Source organism: Candidatus Hydrogenedentota bacterium (genome assembly GCA_035416745.1).
Lineage (GTDB): Bacteria > Hydrogenedentota > Hydrogenedentia > Hydrogenedentales > SLHB01 > UBA2224.
Map to the genome: position 1 here is coordinate 24,265 of DAOLNV010000044.1, position 20,844 is coordinate 45,108.

Sequence of the window (20,844 nt, forward strand, 5' to 3'; positions counted from 1 at the left end):
CGGGAACGATCCGTATCCCCGGCCGAAGCGGACCTGCAATCCTGCAGGCCCGCGTGACGTGAACCTGAGCGACCATGACACGTTGGATAGAAACCATCCGTTTTGAGCAGCCGGTGCCATACGCCGCAATGATGGCCCTTCAGCAAAAGCGCCGCGAGGCGGTTGAGAGAGGCGCCGCCTCGAACACGCTGTTTCTGCTCGAACACACCCCCGTGATTACCCTGGGCCGAAAATCAGACCCTGCCAATGTGCTGCTTTCAAGAGAAGAGCTGGCAAAGAAGGGCATCGAACTGGTTGAGACCGACCGTGGCGGCGACGTGACCTACCATGGCCCCGGGCAACTGGTCGCCTATCCCGTTCTGGCCTTGACTGCCTGGAAGCAGTCCTATCGCTGGTACCTGCGCTCGCTCGAGTCCGTGCTCATAGCACTGTTGCGGGGGTACGGCCTCCCGGCGGAGCGCGCCGAAGGTTTCACGGGAGTATGGGTGAACGGCGCGAAAATGGCCGCTATCGGGGTGGGCGTGCATAACTGGGTCACTTTTCACGGGATCGCGCTGAACGTCGCTCCAGATATGAGCCATTTCCGGCTTATCGTGCCCTGTGGCATCCAGGATAAGCCGGTGTGTTCCCTGGCCGAAGCAATGCAACGGCCGCCCGGGATGAAGCAAGTAATGGATGATTTCGAGACGGCGTTTCGGGACTATTTCGAAACGCCCGACGAAACGCCCGTGCCCGAACCCTGAGGTTCAGCCGCGCCAGCCTCTCCCCCGCCTTGCGCGCCGCCCTCTTGTTCAGCGCCGGCCGGCGATTCCGCTGGGGACAAGGCCTTCAATGCCTCGCGCGTGCGCTCTTGCGCCGGTTCTATCTCCAGCGAGCGCTTGAAAGCTTCCCGAGCCCGTTCGGTGTGGCCAAGCTGCGCGCATACCGAACCCAGCATGTTCCATGCCACATGGTTTTCAGGGGCAAGTTTGACGGTGCGCTCGAGAGGCGCCACGCTCTCCGCATATCGTCCTGCCCTCAACAGCAGCGACGCGTACGCATAGTGGGCTTCCGCCGTATCTTCAAACCACAGCCCCGAGCGCTCAAAATCCTGCAGACCCTTACCTATCAACTCTGCCGCAATCGCAAGGACCTCGGGGGAGGCTTGAGCAGCCTGCTGAACCCGCTGCGAGGCCGCAACCATTTCGCCGCGCCGTGCCAGTAGGGCAGCCATTCCTATCTGAGCGATTACATTATCAGGCGATACCTCAAGCGCGCCTGCCCACTCTTGTTCCGCGAAATCCGTCAGTGCCCTGTCCCAGTAAAGACGCCCCAGAACGGCACGCGCTTCCCCCTCGACGGGCGTTCCCTTGCCCGCCTCGATGGCCCGCTTGAGCGCGCCCTCGGCTTCCTGCGGCCTGCGGTACAACGGCGTCAGCAGTCCCCGCCCCAAGGCAAGCCACAGCCCAGCGTGATCGGGCTGGAGACGCGCGGCTCTCCGAAGGGCATCCGCCGCCAAATCCGAATCGTTCAGCGACTGAAGCACGCCCGCGAAATCCGCCAGCGCTTCGGCGTCCTCCAGGCTGAGGCCGCCGGCCTCTTCGAACAGCCTCCGGGCTTCCTCAAACATCTTGTTGGCCTTCGCCTCATTCTCACGATACGCGTCCACGCTGCCTGCGCGCCCCGCGCTTACGGCAGCCTGAAGCTGCTGCCGGGCCTGCGCCGCCATCGTGCGGGCCTCCCACAGAACTCCCGACCCGGCCGGCGCGCTGGCCTCTTCCGAGGCCCCAGCGCAGAAAGCCAGTGCCACGATCCCTCCGAGCATGCAGCCACCGAATCTACTCATCTCGCCTGCGCCTCCCAAGCCGCCGCCCTCTCTCCAGCCCACAGATGCTCCTCCAGAACGTCCAGCAGCGGACCGAATGATGAAGGAGCAAGCGCGCAGACCGGCACTCCGCGGAACCGGCGCGCCAACACCGCCACCCGCTCCGGTTCGCAGAGATCGGTCTTGTTCAATACCGTCACGACGTGCTTCTCCTGAAGATGCAGTTCCGCGAGTATCTGCATGACAGCCTCATGAAGTTCCTCCACATTGTCGCGTGAGGCATCGAGCACATGCAACAACAGGTCGGCCTCGTCAAGCTCCTCGAGCGTCGTGCGGAAGGCCTCCTTCAACTCCTGCGGCAAATTGCGAATGAAGCCCACCGTTTCCGTCACAACGACTTCCCGTTCCCTGGGAAACCGCAGACGGCGCGAGACGGGGTTCAACGTGGCGAACATCTTATCTTCCGCCACCACATCGCTTTCTGTCAGCCGGTTGAGCAACGTGGACTTACCGGCGTTGGTGTACCCCACAATCGAGACGATCGGCACCTCGTTGCGCAGTCGCCGTGAACGGCGAAGTTTCCGCCGCGCGCCCAGCTTATCGACTTCCCGCTCCAGCTGCGCCACGCGGTCCTGGACGCGCCGCCGGTCGACCTCCAGCTTGGTTTCGCCCGGACCCCGGCCCCCAATGCCTCCGCTTAAGCGCGAGAACGCGCTTGCGGACTGCTTGGCGCCGAGGCGCGGCAGCATATAGCGAAGCTGTGCAAGCTCGACCTGCAACTTGCCCTCGCGCGTTCTGGCGCGCTGCGCGAAAATATCCAGAATGACTTGCGTGCGATCCAGGATTTTGAGGTCCGTGTGTTCCGCAAGGGTCTGGACTTGCGCCGGCGTGAGGTTCAAGTCGAAAACCAGCGCCTCCGCTCCAAGCTGCATCGCCTTGATAACGGTCTGCGTAAGCCGCCCCTTCCCGACCACGTACCGGGGCTCGGTCAAGCGGCGTTGAATCACCGTTTCCATGATTTCGATGCCGGCGCTGGCCGCGAGTTCCGCCAATTCAGCAATCGATTCCTCAGCAGCGCTTCGTGGGGCGTCCGAGACATGCACCAGCATGGCCCTCTCGCGGCAATCCCCTGCCAATCGAGGTCTGCGAAGACGGGCAAACTCATCTTCGAGAGCATCCACCGCGGCAAGGAAATCGTCCTGCAGCTCGTGAACGGTAATTGGAGGCAGCACCTCCCAGGGATGTCCATCGCCTCCCCCGGGCAGCAAATGGGCGGCATACAGCCTGCCGGGAAGCCCGTCCCCCAGCACCTCGAGCGCAGCAACGAAATCAAGCCGCAAGAGAGCAAGGTCTGTAAAATCATCATCGTCCAGCGGTTCGTGGTTCAGGTGCGTGTGGACCAAGCGCAGCCCGCAGAGGCGCGCGCGTCCCCGGCGATAAGCGGAAAGGTCAGGCAAGAACACCGAGCGCGCATCTCCAACGATGCAGGCCCGGACGTGGCCCCGGCGATCGATCAGCACACCCACTTGGCGCTGGATTTCGCCGGAAATCTCCGTGAGAGCGCGCGCCAGTTCCACAGTGACAAGATGCTCCGCGGAGGTCTTGCGGTTGCCCAGTTTCTGTAACCGTTTGAGAGGAGAAGCCTTTAGACCCTTGGTATTGCCAATGAGGTGAATTGCTGGTTCCTCGACTGTTTCAGATGAATTGCTTATGTGCCACTGGTCGTGCGCGCTATGAGTCAGGGTAGCAAGCGCCCGAGGGCAATGCAAGCGAACCCCGGGAGACATCCACCAACAGAAATGCCCGAGCCCTCGCTCGTCTGGCCCGGGCATCTCAGGTGCCGAAAGGAACGTGCCCTATTGCAACATTGCCCGCCGAATGATCTTCTGGCTCTCAACGGCGTCAAGCGTCTTTTGTGCTTTCCGCAACTCTGTCGTGTCGATCTTTTCGAGTTTCTTCCAGAGAATCGCAACGTTTCCGGCAGCGATCTGACAGGCCTGAGCGGGATCGATCCGTTTTGGCTGCATGTCCAAGGTCAAATAACCCTTGTATTTGGATACCTTGAGGTAGAAGAGGGCCTCCATTGTTTCCCACATATGAACACTGGCCGAGACGAGCATGTCGTCCGGACTATGGTAGCTGTCGCTGAAATAGAGTTGAAACAGCTTGTTCGACCGTGATAGAAAAGCGATGGCCTCGGCCGGGTTCTCGCCCGCCATGAGCGCATGGGAAAAGTCCAGGGCGACTCCCACGTTCTTCATGGCAATTTCCTGACAAAGCGAGAGGGCCTTGCCCACAGAGGAGACCGTGAGGAACTTACGCGGCTCAGTGGCCTTATACGCGATAGCTACGTTCACATCCGGCGAAGCGTACTTCGCGATGGTCTTGATCGACGATATGAGCGTGTTCCAATGGGCCGCATAATCAATGTGGAAGGGGTAATCAAACCCATCGCTGTACAGCCGCAACGTAATCTCCGTAGCGGTAAGCTGCCGGGCGAGGTCCACGGCCTTCCTGCCTTCGTCGATCGCGGCATTGCGAGTCTTGGGATGCTGGTGGCCAAAAGCGGCAAGCGCGAAGCGGCGGTCGTACGCCAAATTGGCGGATACGCCCGAACACGCGAGACCGTAATCCTTCAGCATCCGCTTCAACTCTTTTCCCGGGAGCTCCTGAGTCACGTCGCTCTGCGCAACCTCTATAGCCTTGATCGCCTTGATCTTCGACAAGGCTGCAAGCCGCTCCTGCATGCGAAGCGGTTCGCGGTAGCCATTCGGACAATACCTGTCCGCAGACCCCGAGAATATTTCCAAGGTAGCTGCAATTTTAGGGGTCATTTCATTCTCCTATTGCCACGCTCCTGTGCGCGGTCACATGTGGTATGCTGAGTGATGCGTATGAAAAACGAGAACAAATGGAGTCCCACCTACGGTGGCCATAGGTCCGACGTAATGGCTGTTTGGACCATAACCGAACTCAGGCGCGTGAGCGCAAATATTTTATGGAATTCTGCCCGAATTGTCAATAGTTGCGCGAAATCGTACAATCAGGTATCCAATTGTCGAAATACCCGCACTTCCCCAATAATGCGTTTTTTTGCACACCACGGAGAATTCCCCAGGGGTCTTCTCGCGGCCAAGGGCTTATTTACACGCTTGGAACTCTTGGACTTGCGCAAAAAAAAGGAGGCGAGTGCGGGCAGCGGGGGAACTGCCGTTCACGCACTCGCCGGTGGTGGGAACCAGTCATTTCTGACTGCCTCTGCGGCCTGCCTGGGGGAAAGGCGTGTGCCGCAGCCGCATATAGTAACACACCCTATGCAGACCCTATTCCCCGGACAACGCAAAAGATGTAGAAAAATCCTGAATTCTTCCTCCGGGTACGCGGGAACCCCGCGACCAGCAGGGTCGGGACCGTCTCGAGTCATACGCCAACGGCACTCACTGGTCCCAACGGTATTGGCAAGGGGCCTTCCATTCCTTGCCGCAGCCATTATTATAACCCATTTATTTACAGTATCTTATGATGCGCATGCGGATCTCATTCCCGTCCCTGATACCCTGGGAATCTACTGCGAAACGCAGTCGCCATCCTCCTCTAATCAATTGCCAATCAATAGGTTACGCGATACGGTCGTGGGCATGGAGGTCCAATGGCCGTCCAGGCCAAGTATCCGAGCGGCTGGCGACGCTAGCAGCGCTTTGATGGCCATGATGAACGATCCGGAACCCGAGACCCGTAAACAAGGACTTCTCGGCCTGACGGTGGCGGATGTGCCTGAAATCACAAGCATTCTCGTATACGCTCTTGACGACCCTGCACCGGAGGTGCGTAACGCGGCCCTGAGCAAACTTGCCGAGCTGGATGCGGCCCTGCTGACCAGGGAGCTGGTATATCGTTTGATTTCGAACGATGAGGCTGCGCGTACGGCGGTGGAACGGGCACTGCCACTGCTTCGGGAATACGTCGAAACCCCTATGCTGTCCCTGTTCGAGTCGCCCGACGCGGATACCGGGACCCGCACTGCTGTCGCCCGCGCGCTGGGCAGCATGGGCAGCGAGGCGGCGATACAAGCCCTTTCCTCGGCTGCTCTTGGCCCGCATGTTTCGTTGAGCAAAGCAGCCGCTCGGGCACTCGTTGAGATTGGTTCTCCGGAGGCTCTTCCTGCTTTACAGGAGCTGTCGCGCCACTCTAATGCGGAGGTCCGGGCGTCGGCTCTGGTTGGACTTGCGCGAATCGGAGGGCCGGTCGCGTTGTCTGCCATCGAAGAAATGGCCACAAACCCGCGGGAAAGCGATCCACATACGCGGCGCAGTGCTGTTTACTACATCGGGATCATGGGAGGTCCAAGCTCGATCGCGACGTTGATCCACGCCATGAACCGCTATCCTGAAGCGCGAGACACGGCGGCGATGGCTCTCACCCGCATCACTGGCATCAACCTCGGGAACAGTCCACAGGCGTGGACAAGCTGGTACGACAAACGGAAAAAGGCCCAAGAGCAGGCGCAGAAAGAAGAGGCATCGCGCGGCTTTATCGGCGTAATCCGCCCGGGCGGCGCCACATCGGACACCAAACCCGCGGATAACCCGGAGACGGTTTCGCCCCCGCCCGAGTAATCCGCGCGCCGGCCCTGGCTTGCTAAGCGCCGACGACAGTCGTATCATGCTTCTTTTGGATCTGTAACCCGCTTTGTCCCAAAGGCATAAGCATGCAAGACCAGAACGTGAGTGTGAACGGCGAGTTGGCCCGCTCTTTTGATTTCGGCCCGGGGCGCAGGGCCGTCGTTCTGTTCCCTGCATTGCTGCTTTTTCTTCTTCTCACATTCCCGGGAGATTATCTGCCGCTGAAGGCCGGACTCGATTCTTCCTCGTTTTATGCCATGAACTACTTGCCTGACAGCGGTCTCCGATACGGCAGCGACGTAACTTTCACGTATGGTCCGCTGGGGTTTCTGCTGTATCCGATGGACATCGCCTCGAATCTCGCGGTTACGGCGGGATTTCGCCTGCTCGTCCATCTTCTCTTCGGACTGGGCATAACGTACGCAGGTCTGCGAATCGCGGGCGTTTTCCCTGCCCTGCTCTTCATGGCCGCCTACCTGTTTGCCGCGCTCTTCGGACTGAAGTACGAGTCGCAACTGGTGGTTACCGGCGCTTTATGGGCGGCAATAGCGGTTCAGAACGCGCAAGCGGGCAATTTCTCGCTCCCGCCGCTGGCGGCGCTGGCGGCGGCATGCGTTTTCATCGAACCCGCGCTGGCGCTCTCGCTGGTCACCATGACCTGCCTGGCCGAACTGGCGCGGTTCCTGCGTGGATACACCCGTTTCTACGCCGTCCTCTTGCGGTCGGCGGGGCCTTTCGCTGTATTGAGCGCCGCCTTGTGGCTGCGTTTCTTTGGTGCTTGGGAACCGTTCCGGGCGTGGGTAATCATGACCCTCGAGTATATGAGGTACAACGCCGTGGCCATGGCCACCGACGGCCCCCGCAGCGAGCTTATTGCCGGCGTGTTCTGTGTTGCTGCGTTTGCAGGAGCAAGCATAGTTTTGATGAGGATGCGCTCCGAGGTGTCGGTCGTCGCCATCATCCTCTTCCCCACCTTGTTTACCCTTTTCAAACACGGCTTCGAGCGCCAGGACGAACATGTGATGTTCTTCTTCGCGCCCTATATCGGTTTGGTTGCCGTTCTCATCCTCGTAAGCCGCCGCTATGACGAAGTAGCGCTCGTCTGTCTGTTGTTTCTTGGGACCGTGCTGGTGATTACGCCAATTGCATCCGCCCGGAGCGCCTATCGTTACTCAGGCGCCGTCGACCTCCTGTCCGGAGAACAAGGCCTCGCCAATATCAAAGCCATGGCCAACCTTTCCGAAACCCGGCATCGGCTCGAGAAAGCGGCTGAGGAGAATCTGGCCAGCGTGCGCCTCCCGGATTCATGGACGCTCCTCATCAAGGAAAACCGGGGCGCGATGGACGTCCTCCCCTCGGAAATCATGTACTGCCCGGCGAACGGGATCCCCTGGATTCCCAATCCAACAGTCCAGACCCACTTGGCCTATACCGCACTCCTGGACGAGCGCCTCGCTCGCCATTTCAGCACGGGCTCAGCCCCCGATTTTCTAGTTATCGACTGGCGAGAATTTGACCAGCGGTGTCTGCCTTTCGATGTCCCGGCAACATGGCGCACACTGCTTAAATACTACCGCCTCGTGGACGTCGAGACCGACCGCAAGTTGCTGTTGCTTGCCCGTCGCGGGGTCCCCGTCATGCTCTCTCCTCTTCCCTCAAAAGAACTGACCGTCACCTTCGAACAATGGGTGGAGGTGCCGGCCACCGAAGGAATACTGGTCGCAGCGCCGCAGTTTCAATTGACCTGGAAGGGCCACATGATGAAGACCGCGCTTCGCGTCCCCCCCATATTCATCGAATTCGAGTTCGCTGGCGGCGAAACGCAGCGCAGGCGCATCCTGCCTGAAACCGCCGCTCACGGCATCGTGGTAAACTCTCCCCCGCTCGAGCAGTTTGACGCTGTTCGGGCCTTCTCCGGGCTTCCCTCCCGCTCCGTTGTCCGTTTCCGCATCACAGGTCCGGGGACCCGCTACTATGCCCAAAACATACCCTTGACGTTGACCCAGATGAACGTCGTCGCCCGTTCTGAAGATGCTCTTGCGCTTGCCCAGCCGCCCCTCTGAACAACAGTATCCGCATCAATATGGGAGAGACATTGTGTTGTATGAAGACAAATTCCTGGCGATTACAGAACTGAGGGGCACAAAATGCGCGCAAGCAGCAAGAATCGGGCGATGGACTTGATCATGAAACTTATTCCTTTCGGATCTCACCTGGCAGAGAAGACCGGAAGCCCGGTCAAACCACGACTTGATCCCGGGCGGTCCCGCGATTACGCTTACGCTTGAAACTGCCCTTTGTACGTTACACGAGGACCATGCTGGGATGCGGTACGCCTGAGGTGTGGATATCGCCCCGGCAATCTTGCGAAAGGAGCGCTCGACTCATGCAGAACACATCCATCTCGCGACGGGATTTTGTAAAACGCACCGCCCTGGCTGCCGGTGCGGCAGGCGCGGTCGCAGCGGCATGGTCTGGAACCGCGGCCGCTCAGGAATATCCAAAACTCCCCATCTCCGTCATTATCGGAATGCTTCCGGAGAAGTTGCCTGACAAGGAGAAGTTCGCGTTTGCCAAGCGCTGTGGGATAGACGGCGTTGAAGCACATCCCATGGAAGACCACGAGGCCGCCAAAGCGCAAGCCGCTGTCGCGCGCGAAGCCGGCATCGTTATCCACAGCTTGCTTTACGGCGGGTGGAGCGCCCTGTTCTCAGACCCGGATGAGGCCGTCGTGGACAAAGGGCTCAAATCATTCGAGAACGCATTGCGTTGCGCCAACGCCATGGGCGTCGACAACGTCCTGCTGGTGCCGGCCAAAGTCACGGAGGAGGTGCGTTACGCCGACGCTTACGAGCGCTCGCAGAAGAATATCCGGAAAGTGCTGCCTCTCGCGGAAGAATTAGGCGTCACTATCGCGGTCGAGAATGTGTGGAACGATTTTCTGTTGAGTCCCCTCGAATTCGCCCGCTACGTCGACGAGTTCGGAAGCCCCAACCTCAAGGCATACTTCGATTGCGGCAATGTTGTGAAATTCGGATATCCTCAGGATTGGATCCGCACCCTTGGCCCGCGCATTCACCGGATCCATCTGAAGGATTATTCGCGCAAAGAAAATGCCTTCAAACCGTTGCGCGAAGGCGAAATCAACTGGCCCGAGGTCCGCAAGGCCCTTGCCGAGGTGGGCTATACCGGATTCTGCACGGCTGAGGTTGACGGCGGCGACGAAGCATATATGACAGACCTCGCGCACCGGATGACCCTTATCGCAACCGGCCAATAAGCGGTATCACGAGGCCTTTTCGAGCCCTTGCACTGCGCGAGGGCTCTTTTCCGTTTCCGTCGCGCTCTGCAGCAACTGTCCGGACTGCAACTTGACCACCGCCCGCAGACGAGGGTACTCTGCGGTGGGTATGCCATGGGCCAATCGGGGGAGGTAGTCATGGTTCGTCAGCTCGAAGTCGTCGCAGAGCATGACCTGCGCCCGGAAGACCGAGAAATCATTCAAAAGTGGACCCGGGAACTCTTCGGGGCTGCCGAGGACGAGTACGATTGGGCGACGCCGGATTGGCGGGTGCTGGTCCGCGTGGACGGCGAGCTGGCCGCGCACGCGGCGATCACCCAGCGCACGGTGACCGCGAATTCAGAGCCCGCCCGCGTCGGTGGCATCGGCGGCGTGATGACGTCCCCGAAGTACCAGGGCAAGGGCCACGCCCGAGCCGCGATGTTGCGGGCCCACGACTTCATACGGGACACACTGCACCTCGAGTTCGGGTTTCTTTTCTGTTCTTCAAAGCTTCTTCATTATTACCAGCGCTTGGGTTGGCGACAAAGCGAGGGCCCCGTGAGCTTTGCCCAGGACGATGGCGATGCGCACTGGGAGGAAGAGGCCATGGTGCTCCCCCTCACAGCCCGCCCATGGCCTGGGCCGCCCGTAGATCTCAACGGCAGACCCTGGTGAGCGCCCCTATTTCTTGAGCACCAGCGGCTGAACGCCCTCCGCGGTTCGCGGCGACGTCTGGATCACAACAATGGTGTCCACGGGATCACGGTCATCTTCAGGAAGCACAAGCAGCGTCCCGATCGGAGAAGGCACATAGGCGACATCCTCGCCGTTCAGCAACGTAATGCTCTCTATGTCACGCCCGAGATCTGGCAAGCCAATCGTCTGATCCGTCGTGTTGAGGACGTGGACATAGACGACATCTCCGCGCTGGGTCGTCACGCCCCAGCTCTGCGGAGGCACAGGGCCGCCCCGGGTACCGAAGATGGAGTCGCCATACAAGTCCAGCCACTTGCCCATCACGGCCAGGCGCCCGGCATGCTCTTCCTGAATGGACCCGTCCGGCTTCACACACGCGTTCAATAACAGATTGGCATTGTGTCCGGCGGCTCGAATCAACAGATGCAACAATTCGAGCGGGCTCTTGTGCTGCGTATCGGCGGCCGTATATCCCCAGCTGCCGTTGATGGTCTCGCAACTCTCGAGGGGCAACTCGGAAACGGCATCCACCTTGCTGAAAGGATCGTGTCCGGGCATGCCCCGCTCGAACATCTGGAAATCTTCGCCAGGGAAAACTCCCACGTGATGGTTGTTACCGATCAGGGCAGCGGGTTGGAGCTGATGAATGACGCTGTAGGTTCTCGACAGCCGCCAGTCAGCGTCGGGCTTGTCCCACCATCCATCAAACCATACTCCAGAAATCTGGCCATAATTGCTGAGCAGTTCCGTCAACTGCCCATCCATGTAGTCCAGATAGCGCGTCCATTCTCCCGATTCAGGGCGTCCGGTCTTTTTGCCGGTTTTGCCCAGGGGAAAATAGTCGGGATGGTGCCAGTCAAGGTGCGAATAGTACACAAACAATCCTAAGCCATGCCGCCGGCACGCCTCGGCCAGTTGGGCCAGCACATCCTTGCCGTACGGCGTGCGATCAACCACGTCCCAGTCGCTGAGTCTGGTGTTGTACATGAGGAACCCGTCATGATGCTTGGCCGTGAAGGTGATGTAGCGCATGCCGGCGTTTTTGGCGAGCTGGCACCAGGCGTCCGGGTCGAAATGGGTGGGATTGAACTGCGCCGGAAGCTTTTCGTACTCCTCGATGGGAATGCTCTCGTTGTGCATGACCCATTCGCCGCGTTCCAGCACGCTGTATACGCCCCAGACGATGAACATGCCGAACTTGGCGTTCTGAAACCATTCGCGCGCCTCGAGGTTCTCGGGAGCCGGCACATATTCCGCGCCCGCGGGCCCGGAACCCGTGACGACCGCCGCTCCCAGAACCGGCCTGGCAATGCCCGCGAGAACCAGCCACACTAAGAACATGCACCGCCAGAAACTCATCGTGACCTCTCCCCCGTTCGTTCACGTTACCGGTTCGTCTGATGCGTTACCCGTCTATCTCGCCGGGAGCCGGATTCATGGGCAACGGCGCCGGCCGTTCGCACGTGCTCTCGATAGTCACGTGCGTGCCTTTGTCGTTCGAATCCTGAAAGGCATGCATTACATCGAGCACGTGATACGCCAACGCCTCGTTTGCGCGGTGCCTGCGGCCGGTCCGTAAGGCGCACGCCATGTCAGCCGGACCGATTCCGCGCGCATTGTCGGCATATTGGTGCGTCAGGGGCACCGTCTCCCATTCGCGGGTGCGCGGACGGCATACCTGGACCACCCCCCCGAAGCAGTTGGGATCCGGGACGCTGAGCGACCCCTCCGTGCCGTGGATTTCGAGGCAGGGCAGGTGATGGCCCCAAACGTCGAAGCTCATCACCATGGTGGCGATCGCGCCGTTGGAAAAACGCATGGTGCCCGCAACGTGTGTAGCGGTGTTGACCTTGATGATCTCGCCGTAATGTTGTTCGCTTGTGATCAGACGGTCGGAAAAGGCGGCGCTCGTCAGACCGGACACCCGCGTTACCGGGCCCATCAGCGTCACGAGCGCGGTGATGTAGTAAGGCCCCATGTCGAACATGGGCCCGCCCCCCGGCTGGTAGAAGAAATCCGGGTCGGGGTGCCAGTGTTCGTGTCCGTGGCACTGCATGAACGCCGTCGCGGCCACGGGCTCGCCGATCCACCCGTCGTCGATGAGCTTTCGGCACGTCTGGAGCCCCGCGCCCATGAACGTGTCAGGCGCCGCGCCCAGAAGCACTCCTTTTTCCTTCGCCAGTCTCACCATGCGTTTGCCGTCTTCGCGCGTGACAGCGAGCGGCTTCTCCGTGTGAAGGTTCTTACCCGCTTCGAGCGCGGCAAGCCCCAGAGGGGCATGCGCTTTCGGGATGGTCAGGTTCAACACGAGCTCGATATCAGGGTCCGCAAGCAGTTCTTCGACCGTGCAAACCTTCGGGACCGAGAATTGCTCAGCGCTGGCCTCCGCGCGCTCGCGAACAATGTCCGCACATGCCACTATGGCGATGCTGTTGAATACGGCGCCGTTCTTGAAATAGGTGCCCGAAATGTTCCCACACCCGATCAAGCCGACATTGACTGGCTTCATGCCTCTCTCCTTCACCGTGCCGCCCAAAGGCAGCCGCGCCTGGCTATCTCCATCACCTCCGGCACATCGAAGTCCGCTGCCACATGCCCCAGTGAACTATAGAATACACGTCCCGCCCCGTAACGGCGTTTCCACACCACCGGCATCACGCACCCCGCTATCCACGGATACACGCCGCCGGAAAACGTTGTCGCGGCCAACACCTCGTTCGACGGGTCCACATGCAGATAATAGCACTCCGAACGCATGCGGAAATCGTTCAGTCCTGAGACGATGGGGTCCTCGGGCTTGATGATATTGACGGTATACTCCACGATGCCGCCGGGATGTTCGACCCACTGCCCGCCGGTCATGAACTGGTATGACGTGTTGTTGCGAAAGGAATCGCACATGCCGCCGTGCCATCCAGCGACGCCCACGCCGTTCCTGACTGCTTCGAGCAGGCCCTTCTCCTGCTCCGGGGCAATCTCCCCCATGGTCCAACAAGGCACAACCAGGCTGAGCGCATTCATCACAGCCGCGTCCGCGTAGACTTCCATGGAATCGGATACCCGAACGTCAAACCCCTCCGCCTCCAGAACCGGCGCGACCTTTTCGACGCACTGCCGCGGCTCATGGCCGTCCCAACCGCCCCACACCATCAATACGGTCTTGCGCATAGCTTGCTCCTGGTGATTGGCCTTGAAACGGGACGAGTTCCGTTTCGCCCTATTTCTCGCCCCAGAGTACGATAGCCGGCGGCAGGTTCTTCCAGCACACGCGGGAATGTCCCACCTTCGAAAAGCGGCTCTCAAGCTTCTTCTTGAAGCGGCGGCCCGAGGGCAACAATACACTGCTCAGATACATATATGTGGCGAACTTTCCCCCCGGACGCAACGCGTCCACGGTCGCATCAAGCAGCCGGTCCTGCAACAATTCTTCGAACGCAGCCCACGGCAGGCCCGACACGATGCTGTCGCACTCGCTCTTTCCGTGTTCCTGCAGATACCTCAGCGTATTCTCGGCCGACCCCTCGATAATCTCGACGCCAGGAAGGCAGTTACGGCACATCTTGACAAAATCCGGGTTGATCTCGAGAGCAAAGAACGTTGCATCTTGACGCAATCTCGTGCACAGGACCCGCGTTATCGTGCCCGTGCCAGCGCCGAATTCCACGACCACATTCGCGTCCGGCACACCCGCCGCATTCGTCACTGCGTTCGCCAAGTGCTTTGAACTCGCAGCAAACGCCCCGACTTCTTTGGGGTGCGCAATGAATTGTCTGAAAAAGAACCAAGCAGTTCGCTTGTCGTTGCCGTTGTTCGAAGAACCCATGCAGCCTCAGTCTCTTTGGATAAAAACCCCTTAAGGACCCTTCCATCTTCATGATAACGCAGCCTTCCTGCCGCATCAAGGGGCTTCTCCGCGGCGTAACGGCATTGCCCACCGGGGGCTTCCGTGCCATCTCGGAGGCCTCGCCAGAACACCGTCCGTGGGGCCTTTCGCTGCTCTTGCTTCCGTCAGTCCCTGCCCGCGGGGTTTTCTCCTTCCGGCGGGCATGGCGCCGTTGAGGCGTCCATCCCGATGCGATACAATACGCATAGACATGCCCTCCGGGGGACGTGCACCCGTTTATCCGCCCCATCTCCCGCGGCTACGAAGGAGGAATCATGAGTTTTCGCGCCGAGCGCATGAACCGTATTGACGCGAGCGGAATCCGCAAAGTGTTCGCCCTGGCGGCCAATCTCCAGAATCCCATCAACTTGAGCATCGGCCAGCCCGATTTTGATGTCGACGATGCCGTTAAGCATGAGGCCATCGCCGCCATTCAGGCCGGCTTGAACAAATACACGCAGACGTGGGGACTCGATGAACTGCGCGAGGAAGCCTCGGCCTACTATCAGCGCCGCTTCGGCACGCCCCTCGAGAATGTCATGATAACCTCGGGCGTCTCGGGCGGCCTGTTCCTGGCCCTGCTGGCTACTGTCGATCCGGGCGACGAGGTCATCCTTGGCGATCCCTACTTCGTCATGTACAAGCAACTCGTGAACCTGCTGGGGGGCGTGTGTGTTCCCATCAGCACTTACCCCGACTTCAAGCTGAAAGCCGTCGATGTCGAGGAAGCCATCACGGACAAGACCAAGCTCCTCATCGTCAATTCGCCCTGTAACCCTACGGGCGTCACGCTCAACAAGGTGGAACTCAAGAAACTGGCCGATGTGGCCGCAGAATACGGCATTCTGACCATTTCAGACGAGATCTACGAGCAGTTCTTCTATGAAGATACCCCTGCGTCCATGGCAGGCATGTGCGAGAATCTCCTTGTGCTGAACGGTTTCTCGAAGATGGCCGCCATGACCGGCTGGCGCGTGGGATTTGCGGCCGGGCCCGCTGACATTATTCAGGAGATGAACACTCTGCAGCAATACACCTTCGTCTGCGCGCCATCGTTTGCCCAGAAGGCCGCAGTAACGGCGCTGCGCACCGATCCCGCCGAGAAGATCGCGGCATACAAACGCAAGCGTGACATGATTTACCAGGGTCTGGCCAAACAGTTCAACGTCGTCAAGCCGGAAGGCGCATTCTATATCTTCCCCGAAGCCCCCGGGGGCGATGGCGACGCGTTCGTGGCCAAGGCCATCAAAAACAACATTCTCGTCATTCCTGGAAGCGTGTTCAGCGAGCGGAAAACCAATTTCCGCCTCAGTTTCGCTGCCGACGACGCCACCATCGAGCGCGGCGTCGAAGCGTTGAACAAACTGGCCGCGGAGATGGGTTGAAAACCCGCTCCGGTGTCCTGTCCGTCAGATGCGGGCACACCAAAGGCATGGCTGCGGCAACCGTGGGCGGCTATGTGATTCCTGTGCGTGCCCTGAAAAACCCCAAACGTCGGTGCCGCAACGCGTTGTACGCGCTATTCAGGTTCATCGATATGGACGCCATGCTTCAAGATGTGCTCGGCAAAGCTTCCGCGTTGGGGGTGGCGACGGGCTGTGTCCGGGAAGATGTGAGCTTCGACATTCAGGCCGGCTTCCTGTTGGACCTGCGTCATCGCACGGGCACGACGTTGGAGATCCCAGTTATCGATCCCATCCATGAAAGCAGCCACGTCGATATCGCTCCATTGATCCGCTGAGCCGGATACACGCGAGCCAAACACATACACGGCGCGGACCGTTCCGAAACGTGCCAGTGTTTGCCGCGCCGCCAGCGCCCGCTGTTTCACGTCAGCATCGAGAGGAGCCATTGTTTCCAAAGCTGGCAGATTCCCAGATCGACAGCGGATGCCAATTGCCACGCCCTGAATCAGGGCTCAGGGAGGCGGCGATCTGCGTTGCGGGAGTTCTGCATCCTGAAGTGGCGTAATACGGCGGCTTTTGAAACGTGACTACGAAGCCCTCCTCAATGGACTCGATCGCGGCGGTGAGCACTTTTTGCGCGGCTAGACCTTCAGCGCCCGGGGCCTCGATTTCGTCGGGACTGCGCCAAGCCCTGTATGTCCCGTACGACAATGAACTTCGAACTCGATCGTCTCTCGCAATGGAGGTTCCAAAGAGAGCAAAGTCTTTTCTGGGGCATCCCAGATTCTCACCGCTTCGCCAGGAATATCCGTTTGGCCCCGTTTATCCAGGTCCGGTTGCTGGATTTTTCCTTTGAGATTGGTGTCCGGGCGGGGATCTATAGGTAAAATGGTCTTCAAACTTGCAGAGGGCTACGCCCAATGGGTCATTCTGACAGAATCGCCCTCGATCGATGGGCTGCTCACAGGGACGCCGAGGCGTTTCGCGAAATCGTTACGAGACATTCCGCCATGGTACTCTCCACGTGCTGGCGGATTCTTGGTAACGGCACTGAGGCTGAGGACGTCACCCAGGAGTGTTTCGAGGCTCTTGCTCAGTCAGACAATGTGACTGGCAGTAACGTCGGACCATGGCTCCATCGTGTCGCGACCAATATTTCCATCAAACGCATTCGTTCTGACAGTCGACGTAAAGAGCGCGAGAAACGATTCGCTTCTCAGCGCAGCGCGCATACCGAGCTCGAGTGGCAGGACATCTACCAATATGTGGACGAGGCACTGGCGGAACTGCCTGACAAGTACCGCATTCCGATCGTTGCGCATTTTCTTCAGAATGAGAGCCAGTCTGATATTGCGAAGGGTCTGAATGTCTCGCCACAAACCGTATCGCATCGGATAAAGCGCGCCGTATATCTGCTGGGAAAGGCCCTGCGTCGGCGCGGCATCCGCGTGGCCGCCGTTGCCCTCGCCTCCATGCTTGCGGCAAACCTCGCCGAGGCCTCTCCAGTGCCCTCATCTCTCGCGGCCTCACTCGGGAAGCTTGCGTTGGCACACAGTACAAAAGCGACAGGGGTCCAAGCAGCAGCAGACCTCGTCAATACGATTGGAGGAACGATCCTCGTGAAAAAGATCGCCGTTGCCGTCATTGTAATTCTGGCCCCAGTGGTTTTCTGGATTGCCACACACGAAGGATCTGAGAAACCGGACATTTCGATACCGACCGTCAGTACGAAAACGGAGGAAGCGCCTAGCGTACCCCGCTCCGCTCCTTCAGCTCCCGACAGAGTAATGATAATTCCTGAGCCCAAGGGCGGCACCGTCAGCGGTCGTGTGTATGATGCCAAAACTGAGCGCGGCATTGCCGGCGTTGTCATACGAGCAACCGCATCGGGGCCAAACGGAACGCGCGTGCTGAGCGAGCCAACAGACTCTTCCGGCTCATATCGGATATCTAGCCTCCTTGGAAGCGGTTACCAGATTGCATGCAGCGATACGCCAGCGGGTTATCGAGAACCCGCCTTTTCCGAAGGAATCTCCGTTTCGCTTGAGCCGGGGCAAGAGGTCAACGCCGTCGACTTTCCACTCGAGAGAGAAGTGCCTCTAAGCGGGATTGTGCTCGATTCACAACGTAATGCGGTACCCATGGCGACGGTTATGCTGCACGGTGGCACCAATCGCCCTGTTGCTGCCTCGGTTGAATCCGGCCGTGACGGAACGTTTTGTTTCCATAACCTCGGGCCGACGGAAGGTCTGAGTCTGCAGGCAAAGACCGAGAGCGGCCTGGTTTCGCCGCACAAGCTCTTTTCCTTGCCAGAAGACGGGCTTCGGAATGTTGAACTCATTGTTGACGCCGCCTCGGTGGTCAGCGGCGCCGTCTTTGACAGCAAGGGTGCACCCGTCCCCAATATTGAGATTATTGCATCTCCAAATGGCAACAAGCGGGTCTATGGCATTCACAGAACATCCAATGAACTCGGGACCTATTCTCTCGATGGACTCGCCGCGGGGGTTTACGTGCTCAATCTGCCCGAATGGCCCCATAGTGAACATGGCGAGGGGGTGAGTAATGCCCGTTTTGAGCTCGCAGCGAATGAGGAGATTTCAAACCTGGACTTGCTGTACGAGCGGGGGACACTTTCTATCACGGGTCGCGTTGCATACGCAGATGGACGCCCCATAGCCGACGCAAAAGTGTTGTGCGGCAATTCGCGTGGCAGTGACAATGAAGTTGTCACAGATGCTGATGGTTGTTATGTGCTTTCAGGACTTGAAGATGGCATCTACGGGGTGTTTGTGCACAAGTATACCCGATCCAAGGGCATTGAATTCGACCTTTCTCGACAGTTCGTTCGGGCGGGGAGTAAAGGCGTCGACTTCGTTGTCAAAGAGCGCATCCTGGGCGTTCAGGTGGTTGATGCCCAAACTTCAAAGCCCCTCGGCGAGTTTGAGTACGCGTTCGTAAACAGTCGGGAAAGCATGCTGGATGCCAGTCTCTCCAACAGGTTCCAGCAGGTCATCGATACCGACGGTTGCTTCGAACTTACCCTGCCGCTTCCGAAGAGGTATTTACTTGCAGTTCGTGCTGTGGGCTATTCGACCGCTCTGCTGCCTGTAGTCCCGAATGATGGTCAGTCAAGGCAGGATGTCGTCGTGCGGCTGGCGCGGGGATATGACCTGCACGGGATTGTGAGAAATGAAGACGGAGAGCGTATCGGAGGGGCTGGTGTATTCTATGGAGAGCCCAATGCCAACTTTGGGCCGGCGGCCAGGACGGCTCCGGATGGCACGTTTACGTTGCAGTCTTTTCCGGATAGCGCCCAGTCAATCTCTGTCCAGCACCCTTCTTATGCCACGAGACTCGTGGGAATACCCCCCAAGATGGATTTATCTAACCCCTTGATAATCACACTTGAGCATGGCGGCGCGATTCAAGGCGGCGTGGCGCTCCCTGAAAGTATCGAACGCGAGAGTTGCAGAGTATTCGTCAGATATCCTCAGTTCAATGCTCCTCTCCGGTATGCCGACATCACGACTGACGGTTCATTCAGTTTCTCCCAGCTTCCATCTGGCGAAGCGTCCGTCCATCTCCAGATCAGAGTCAGCAGTTGGTATCCATGTACTCGTGGCCCGAGACAGATTGTCGATGTCAGAAACAATGAGACCAGCGTGATTCATTTTGATGTGCCTGAGGCGGACGCTGTGCTCGAGGGTAATCTCTTGTTCCATGATTGGGCCCAGATAGAATATGCTCGTACTACGCTAAGCGTCGTGTCGCCGTCCGGCGAGGAAGAAGTCTGTGCTGTAGCTGGAAACGATGGATTCTACCGTATGGAGGATATACCGGCAGGCGATGGAGTTCTGAGAATACTGTTGGTAAGAACAGGTACGGGAGAACACGTTGAAGCTTCCTTGCCCATTGAACTCAGCGCTGGCATGTTCCTGCATCAGGACATCGACGTGACGGATATGTTGCGATAAGGCCGCTGTTGATGCTGACCCGATTGTTTGAACGTGGCGGGGGCGGATTCTATCCCGTGCCCTCCTGAATTCAAGCCCGGCAGAGAATGGCGGCTCGCAATAAAACGGTCACTCGACCTTCACGACGGTGCCCTGTTCGATGGACTCGATTGCGGCGGCGAGCACCTTCTGCGCGGCTAAACCTTCGGCGCCCGCGCCTTCGATATCCTCCGGACGGTCGCCCGCTTGAACCTGCTCCACGAAGCGCCTGATCCGGTTCATAAAGGTGTCTTCGAAGCGCTTCTCAGGAATCCCCCCAAAGGCCGTATTCGTAATGACCGTCTTCTCGATGCTGCCCGCAGGATAAAAGGTGAGCTGCGAGAACATGTCCTCCAGAACGAACCGTCCGCCGGTGCCGGCCACTTCGCAACGCTCCATGGGGTGGCCTCGCTCGATGTCGTAGCTGCCCGTGAGCCCTCCCACCGCGCCATTCACGAATTTCATGTTGAAGTGCGCGGTGGTCCAGATGGTGCGGCCGGGAGCTTTTGCGGCGAAACACTGCACGGCCTCGATGTCGCCGCAGAAGTGACGCATGACGTCAACCGTGTGAGGGTGCAAAGCCTTCAGCTGAAACCATGGCGAACTCTCCGCCGGATTCTTGATCCACATGGCCATGTTCACGAAGAGCAGGTGACCCACCTTGCCGCTATCGACCCATTCTTTGGCGATCCGGGTCAGCATGGTGAAGCGATGGTTCAGGTTGATGCCGTAACATAAATTCTTCCTGCGCGCCAAGGCGACCATCTCCTCCGCCTGAGCGATCTCGTTCGAGATCGGCTTCTCGCCGAGCACGTGGCATCCCGCCTCGAGAGCCTGCATGGTAGGCTCATAATGGTCGCTGCCGTATTCGTACCCCCCAGTGGTTATGGCACAGACATCGGGCTTAACCTTCCCGAGCATTTCTTCCGCATCGTAATACGCCGGTGCGCCCGTCCGCGCCGAGGCGGAATCCGCCCGTTCGGCAATTCGGTCGCATACGCCCACTACTTCGCACCCGGCAATGGCGCGATAGCAGTCCGCGTGGCGGTTTCCAATAGGACCCATTCCGATGATGGCGACGCGCAACACTGAAAACCCCCTTCTCGACAGGCCGTAACGGAGGCACGAACTACGGCACATCTCCCCGTTCAGGAC

Annotated in this window: 16 protein-coding genes; 8 read left to right on the top strand and 8 right to left on the bottom strand. The window is 59.1% G+C overall.

What is annotated here, in order from left to right; translation table 11 throughout:
* The first annotated feature begins 74 nt into the window (after positions 1-74).
* Positions 75-743 carry a lipoyl(octanoyl) transferase LipB gene (lipB, locus tag PLJ71_13650; GenBank protein HQM49727.1) on the top strand — a complete coding sequence of 223 codons (669 nt, stop codon included), beginning with the start codon at positions 75-77 and terminating at the stop codon, positions 741-743.
* Here lipB and PLJ71_13655 read toward each other — a convergent pair.
* The 3 genes from PLJ71_13655 to PLJ71_13665 form a co-directional block, all read right to left on the bottom strand.
* The gene (locus tag PLJ71_13655) at positions 701-1,825 is read right to left on the bottom strand and encodes a tetratricopeptide repeat protein (GenBank protein HQM49728.1); all 1,125 of its coding nucleotides are present in this window, start codon (positions 1,823-1,825) and stop codon (positions 701-703) included. The two genes, lipB and PLJ71_13655, sit on opposite strands and share 43 nt — an antisense overlap.
* Positions 1,822-3,381, bottom strand: a complete 1,560-nt coding sequence (gene hflX, locus PLJ71_13660; GenBank protein HQM49729.1) for a GTPase HflX — start codon at positions 3,379-3,381, stop codon at positions 1,822-1,824. Before hflX ends, PLJ71_13655 begins: the two co-directional genes overlap by 4 nt.
* A gap of 279 nt (positions 3,382-3,660) precedes the next feature.
* Complete coding sequence (locus PLJ71_13665) at positions 3,661-4,638, bottom strand: TIM barrel protein (GenBank protein HQM49730.1); 978 nt, start codon at positions 4,636-4,638, stop codon at positions 3,661-3,663.
* A gap of 867 nt (positions 4,639-5,505) precedes the next feature.
* Between PLJ71_13665 and PLJ71_13670 the strand changes: the two genes are divergently transcribed.
* The 4 genes from PLJ71_13670 to PLJ71_13685 all read left to right on the top strand — a co-directional run bounded on the left by PLJ71_13670 (position 5,506) and on the right by PLJ71_13685 (position 10,384).
* Positions 5,506-6,420 carry a HEAT repeat domain-containing protein gene (locus PLJ71_13670; protein ID HQM49731.1) on the top strand — a complete coding sequence of 305 codons (915 nt, stop codon included), beginning with the start codon at positions 5,506-5,508 and terminating at the stop codon, positions 6,418-6,420.
* A gap of 92 nt (positions 6,421-6,512) precedes the next feature.
* On the top strand, positions 6,513-8,489 hold the full coding sequence (locus tag PLJ71_13675) for a hypothetical protein (GenBank protein ID HQM49732.1): 1,977 nt from the start codon (positions 6,513-6,515) through the stop codon (positions 8,487-8,489).
* 323 nt (positions 8,490-8,812) lie between these two features.
* Positions 8,813-9,706, top strand: coding sequence for a sugar phosphate isomerase/epimerase family protein (locus PLJ71_13680; GenBank protein HQM49733.1), 894 nt, complete (start codon positions 8,813-8,815; stop codon positions 9,704-9,706).
* A gap of 159 nt (positions 9,707-9,865) precedes the next feature.
* On the top strand, positions 9,866-10,384 hold the full coding sequence (locus PLJ71_13685; GenBank protein ID HQM49734.1) for a GNAT family N-acetyltransferase: 519 nt from the start codon (positions 9,866-9,868) through the stop codon (positions 10,382-10,384).
* 6 nt (positions 10,385-10,390) lie between these two features.
* On the opposite strand, the gene PLJ71_13690 is transcribed toward PLJ71_13685, so the two are convergent.
* The 4 genes from PLJ71_13690 to PLJ71_13705 are packed head-to-tail and all read right to left on the bottom strand — an operon-like array spanning position 10,391 to position 14,228.
* A complete protein-coding gene (locus PLJ71_13690; GenBank protein ID HQM49735.1) occupies positions 10,391-11,764 on the bottom strand; it encodes an alpha-L-fucosidase in 1,374 nt (457 codons plus the stop codon).
* 46 nt (positions 11,765-11,810) lie between these two features.
* On the bottom strand, positions 11,811-12,914 hold the full coding sequence (locus PLJ71_13695) for a Gfo/Idh/MocA family oxidoreductase (protein HQM49736.1): 1,104 nt from the start codon (positions 12,912-12,914) through the stop codon (positions 11,811-11,813).
* An 11-nt stretch (positions 12,915-12,925) separates the two neighbouring features.
* Positions 12,926-13,573: a ThuA domain-containing protein gene (locus tag PLJ71_13700; GenBank protein HQM49737.1), complete on the bottom strand. Its 648-nt coding sequence runs from the start codon at positions 13,571-13,573 to the stop codon at positions 12,926-12,928.
* A 49-nt stretch (positions 13,574-13,622) separates the two neighbouring features.
* Positions 13,623-14,228, bottom strand: a complete 606-nt coding sequence (locus PLJ71_13705) for a methyltransferase domain-containing protein (protein HQM49738.1) — start codon at positions 14,226-14,228, stop codon at positions 13,623-13,625.
* Positions 14,229-14,563: 335 nt separating this feature from the next.
* On the opposite strand from PLJ71_13705, the gene PLJ71_13710 reads away from it, so the two are divergent.
* From PLJ71_13710 to PLJ71_13720, 3 genes are all read left to right on the top strand, one after another.
* Complete coding sequence (locus PLJ71_13710) at positions 14,564-15,673, top strand: aminotransferase class I/II-fold pyridoxal phosphate-dependent enzyme (GenBank protein HQM49739.1); 1,110 nt, start codon at positions 14,564-14,566, stop codon at positions 15,671-15,673.
* Between the two features lie 47 nt (positions 15,674-15,720).
* Complete coding sequence (locus PLJ71_13715; protein ID HQM49740.1) at positions 15,721-16,029, top strand: hypothetical protein; 309 nt, start codon at positions 15,721-15,723, stop codon at positions 16,027-16,029.
* A 585-nt stretch (positions 16,030-16,614) separates the two neighbouring features.
* Positions 16,615-19,671, top strand: a complete 3,057-nt coding sequence (locus PLJ71_13720) for a sigma-70 family RNA polymerase sigma factor (protein ID HQM49741.1) — start codon at positions 16,615-16,617, stop codon at positions 19,669-19,671.
* A gap of 108 nt (positions 19,672-19,779) precedes the next feature.
* Here the strand turns inward: PLJ71_13720 and PLJ71_13725 are convergent, their stop codons facing one another.
* A complete protein-coding gene (locus tag PLJ71_13725; GenBank protein HQM49742.1) occupies positions 19,780-20,778 on the bottom strand; it encodes a Gfo/Idh/MocA family oxidoreductase in 999 nt (332 codons plus the stop codon).
* Between the last annotated feature and the right edge of the window lie 66 nt (positions 20,779-20,844).

What these genes read in the sequence shown, in the direction of transcription:
- lipB (HQM49727.1), top strand. Translation starts at nt 75, where the DNA reads ATGACACGTTGGATAGAAACCATCCGTTTTGAGCAGCCGGTGCCATAC.
- PLJ71_13655 (HQM49728.1), bottom strand. Translation starts at nt 1,825, where the DNA reads ATGAGTAGATTCGGTGGCTGCATGCTCGGAGGGATCGTGGCACTGGCT.
- PLJ71_13665 (HQM49730.1), bottom strand. Translation starts at nt 4,638, where the DNA reads ATGACCCCTAAAATTGCAGCTACCTTGGAAATATTCTCGGGGTCTGCG.
- PLJ71_13670 (HQM49731.1), top strand. Translation starts at nt 5,506, where the DNA reads ATGGCCATGATGAACGATCCGGAACCCGAGACCCGTAAACAAGGACTT.
- PLJ71_13675 (HQM49732.1), top strand. Translation starts at nt 6,513, where the DNA reads ATGCAAGACCAGAACGTGAGTGTGAACGGCGAGTTGGCCCGCTCTTTT.
- PLJ71_13680 (HQM49733.1), top strand. Translation starts at nt 8,813, where the DNA reads ATGCAGAACACATCCATCTCGCGACGGGATTTTGTAAAACGCACCGCC.
- PLJ71_13685 (HQM49734.1), top strand. Translation starts at nt 9,866, where the DNA reads ATGGTTCGTCAGCTCGAAGTCGTCGCAGAGCATGACCTGCGCCCGGAA.
- PLJ71_13690 (HQM49735.1), bottom strand. Translation starts at nt 11,764, where the DNA reads ATGAGTTTCTGGCGGTGCATGTTCTTAGTGTGGCTGGTTCTCGCGGGC.
- PLJ71_13695 (HQM49736.1), bottom strand. Translation starts at nt 12,914, where the DNA reads ATGAAGCCAGTCAATGTCGGCTTGATCGGGTGTGGGAACATTTCGGGC.
- PLJ71_13700 (HQM49737.1), bottom strand. Translation starts at nt 13,573, where the DNA reads ATGCGCAAGACCGTATTGATGGTGTGGGGCGGTTGGGACGGCCATGAG.
- PLJ71_13705 (HQM49738.1), bottom strand. Translation starts at nt 14,228, where the DNA reads ATGGGTTCTTCGAACAACGGCAACGACAAGCGAACTGCTTGGTTCTTT.
- PLJ71_13710 (HQM49739.1), top strand. Translation starts at nt 14,564, where the DNA reads ATGAGTTTTCGCGCCGAGCGCATGAACCGTATTGACGCGAGCGGAATC.
- PLJ71_13715 (HQM49740.1), top strand. Translation starts at nt 15,721, where the DNA reads ATGGCTGCGGCAACCGTGGGCGGCTATGTGATTCCTGTGCGTGCCCTG.
- PLJ71_13720 (HQM49741.1), top strand. Translation starts at nt 16,615, where the DNA reads ATGGGTCATTCTGACAGAATCGCCCTCGATCGATGGGCTGCTCACAGG.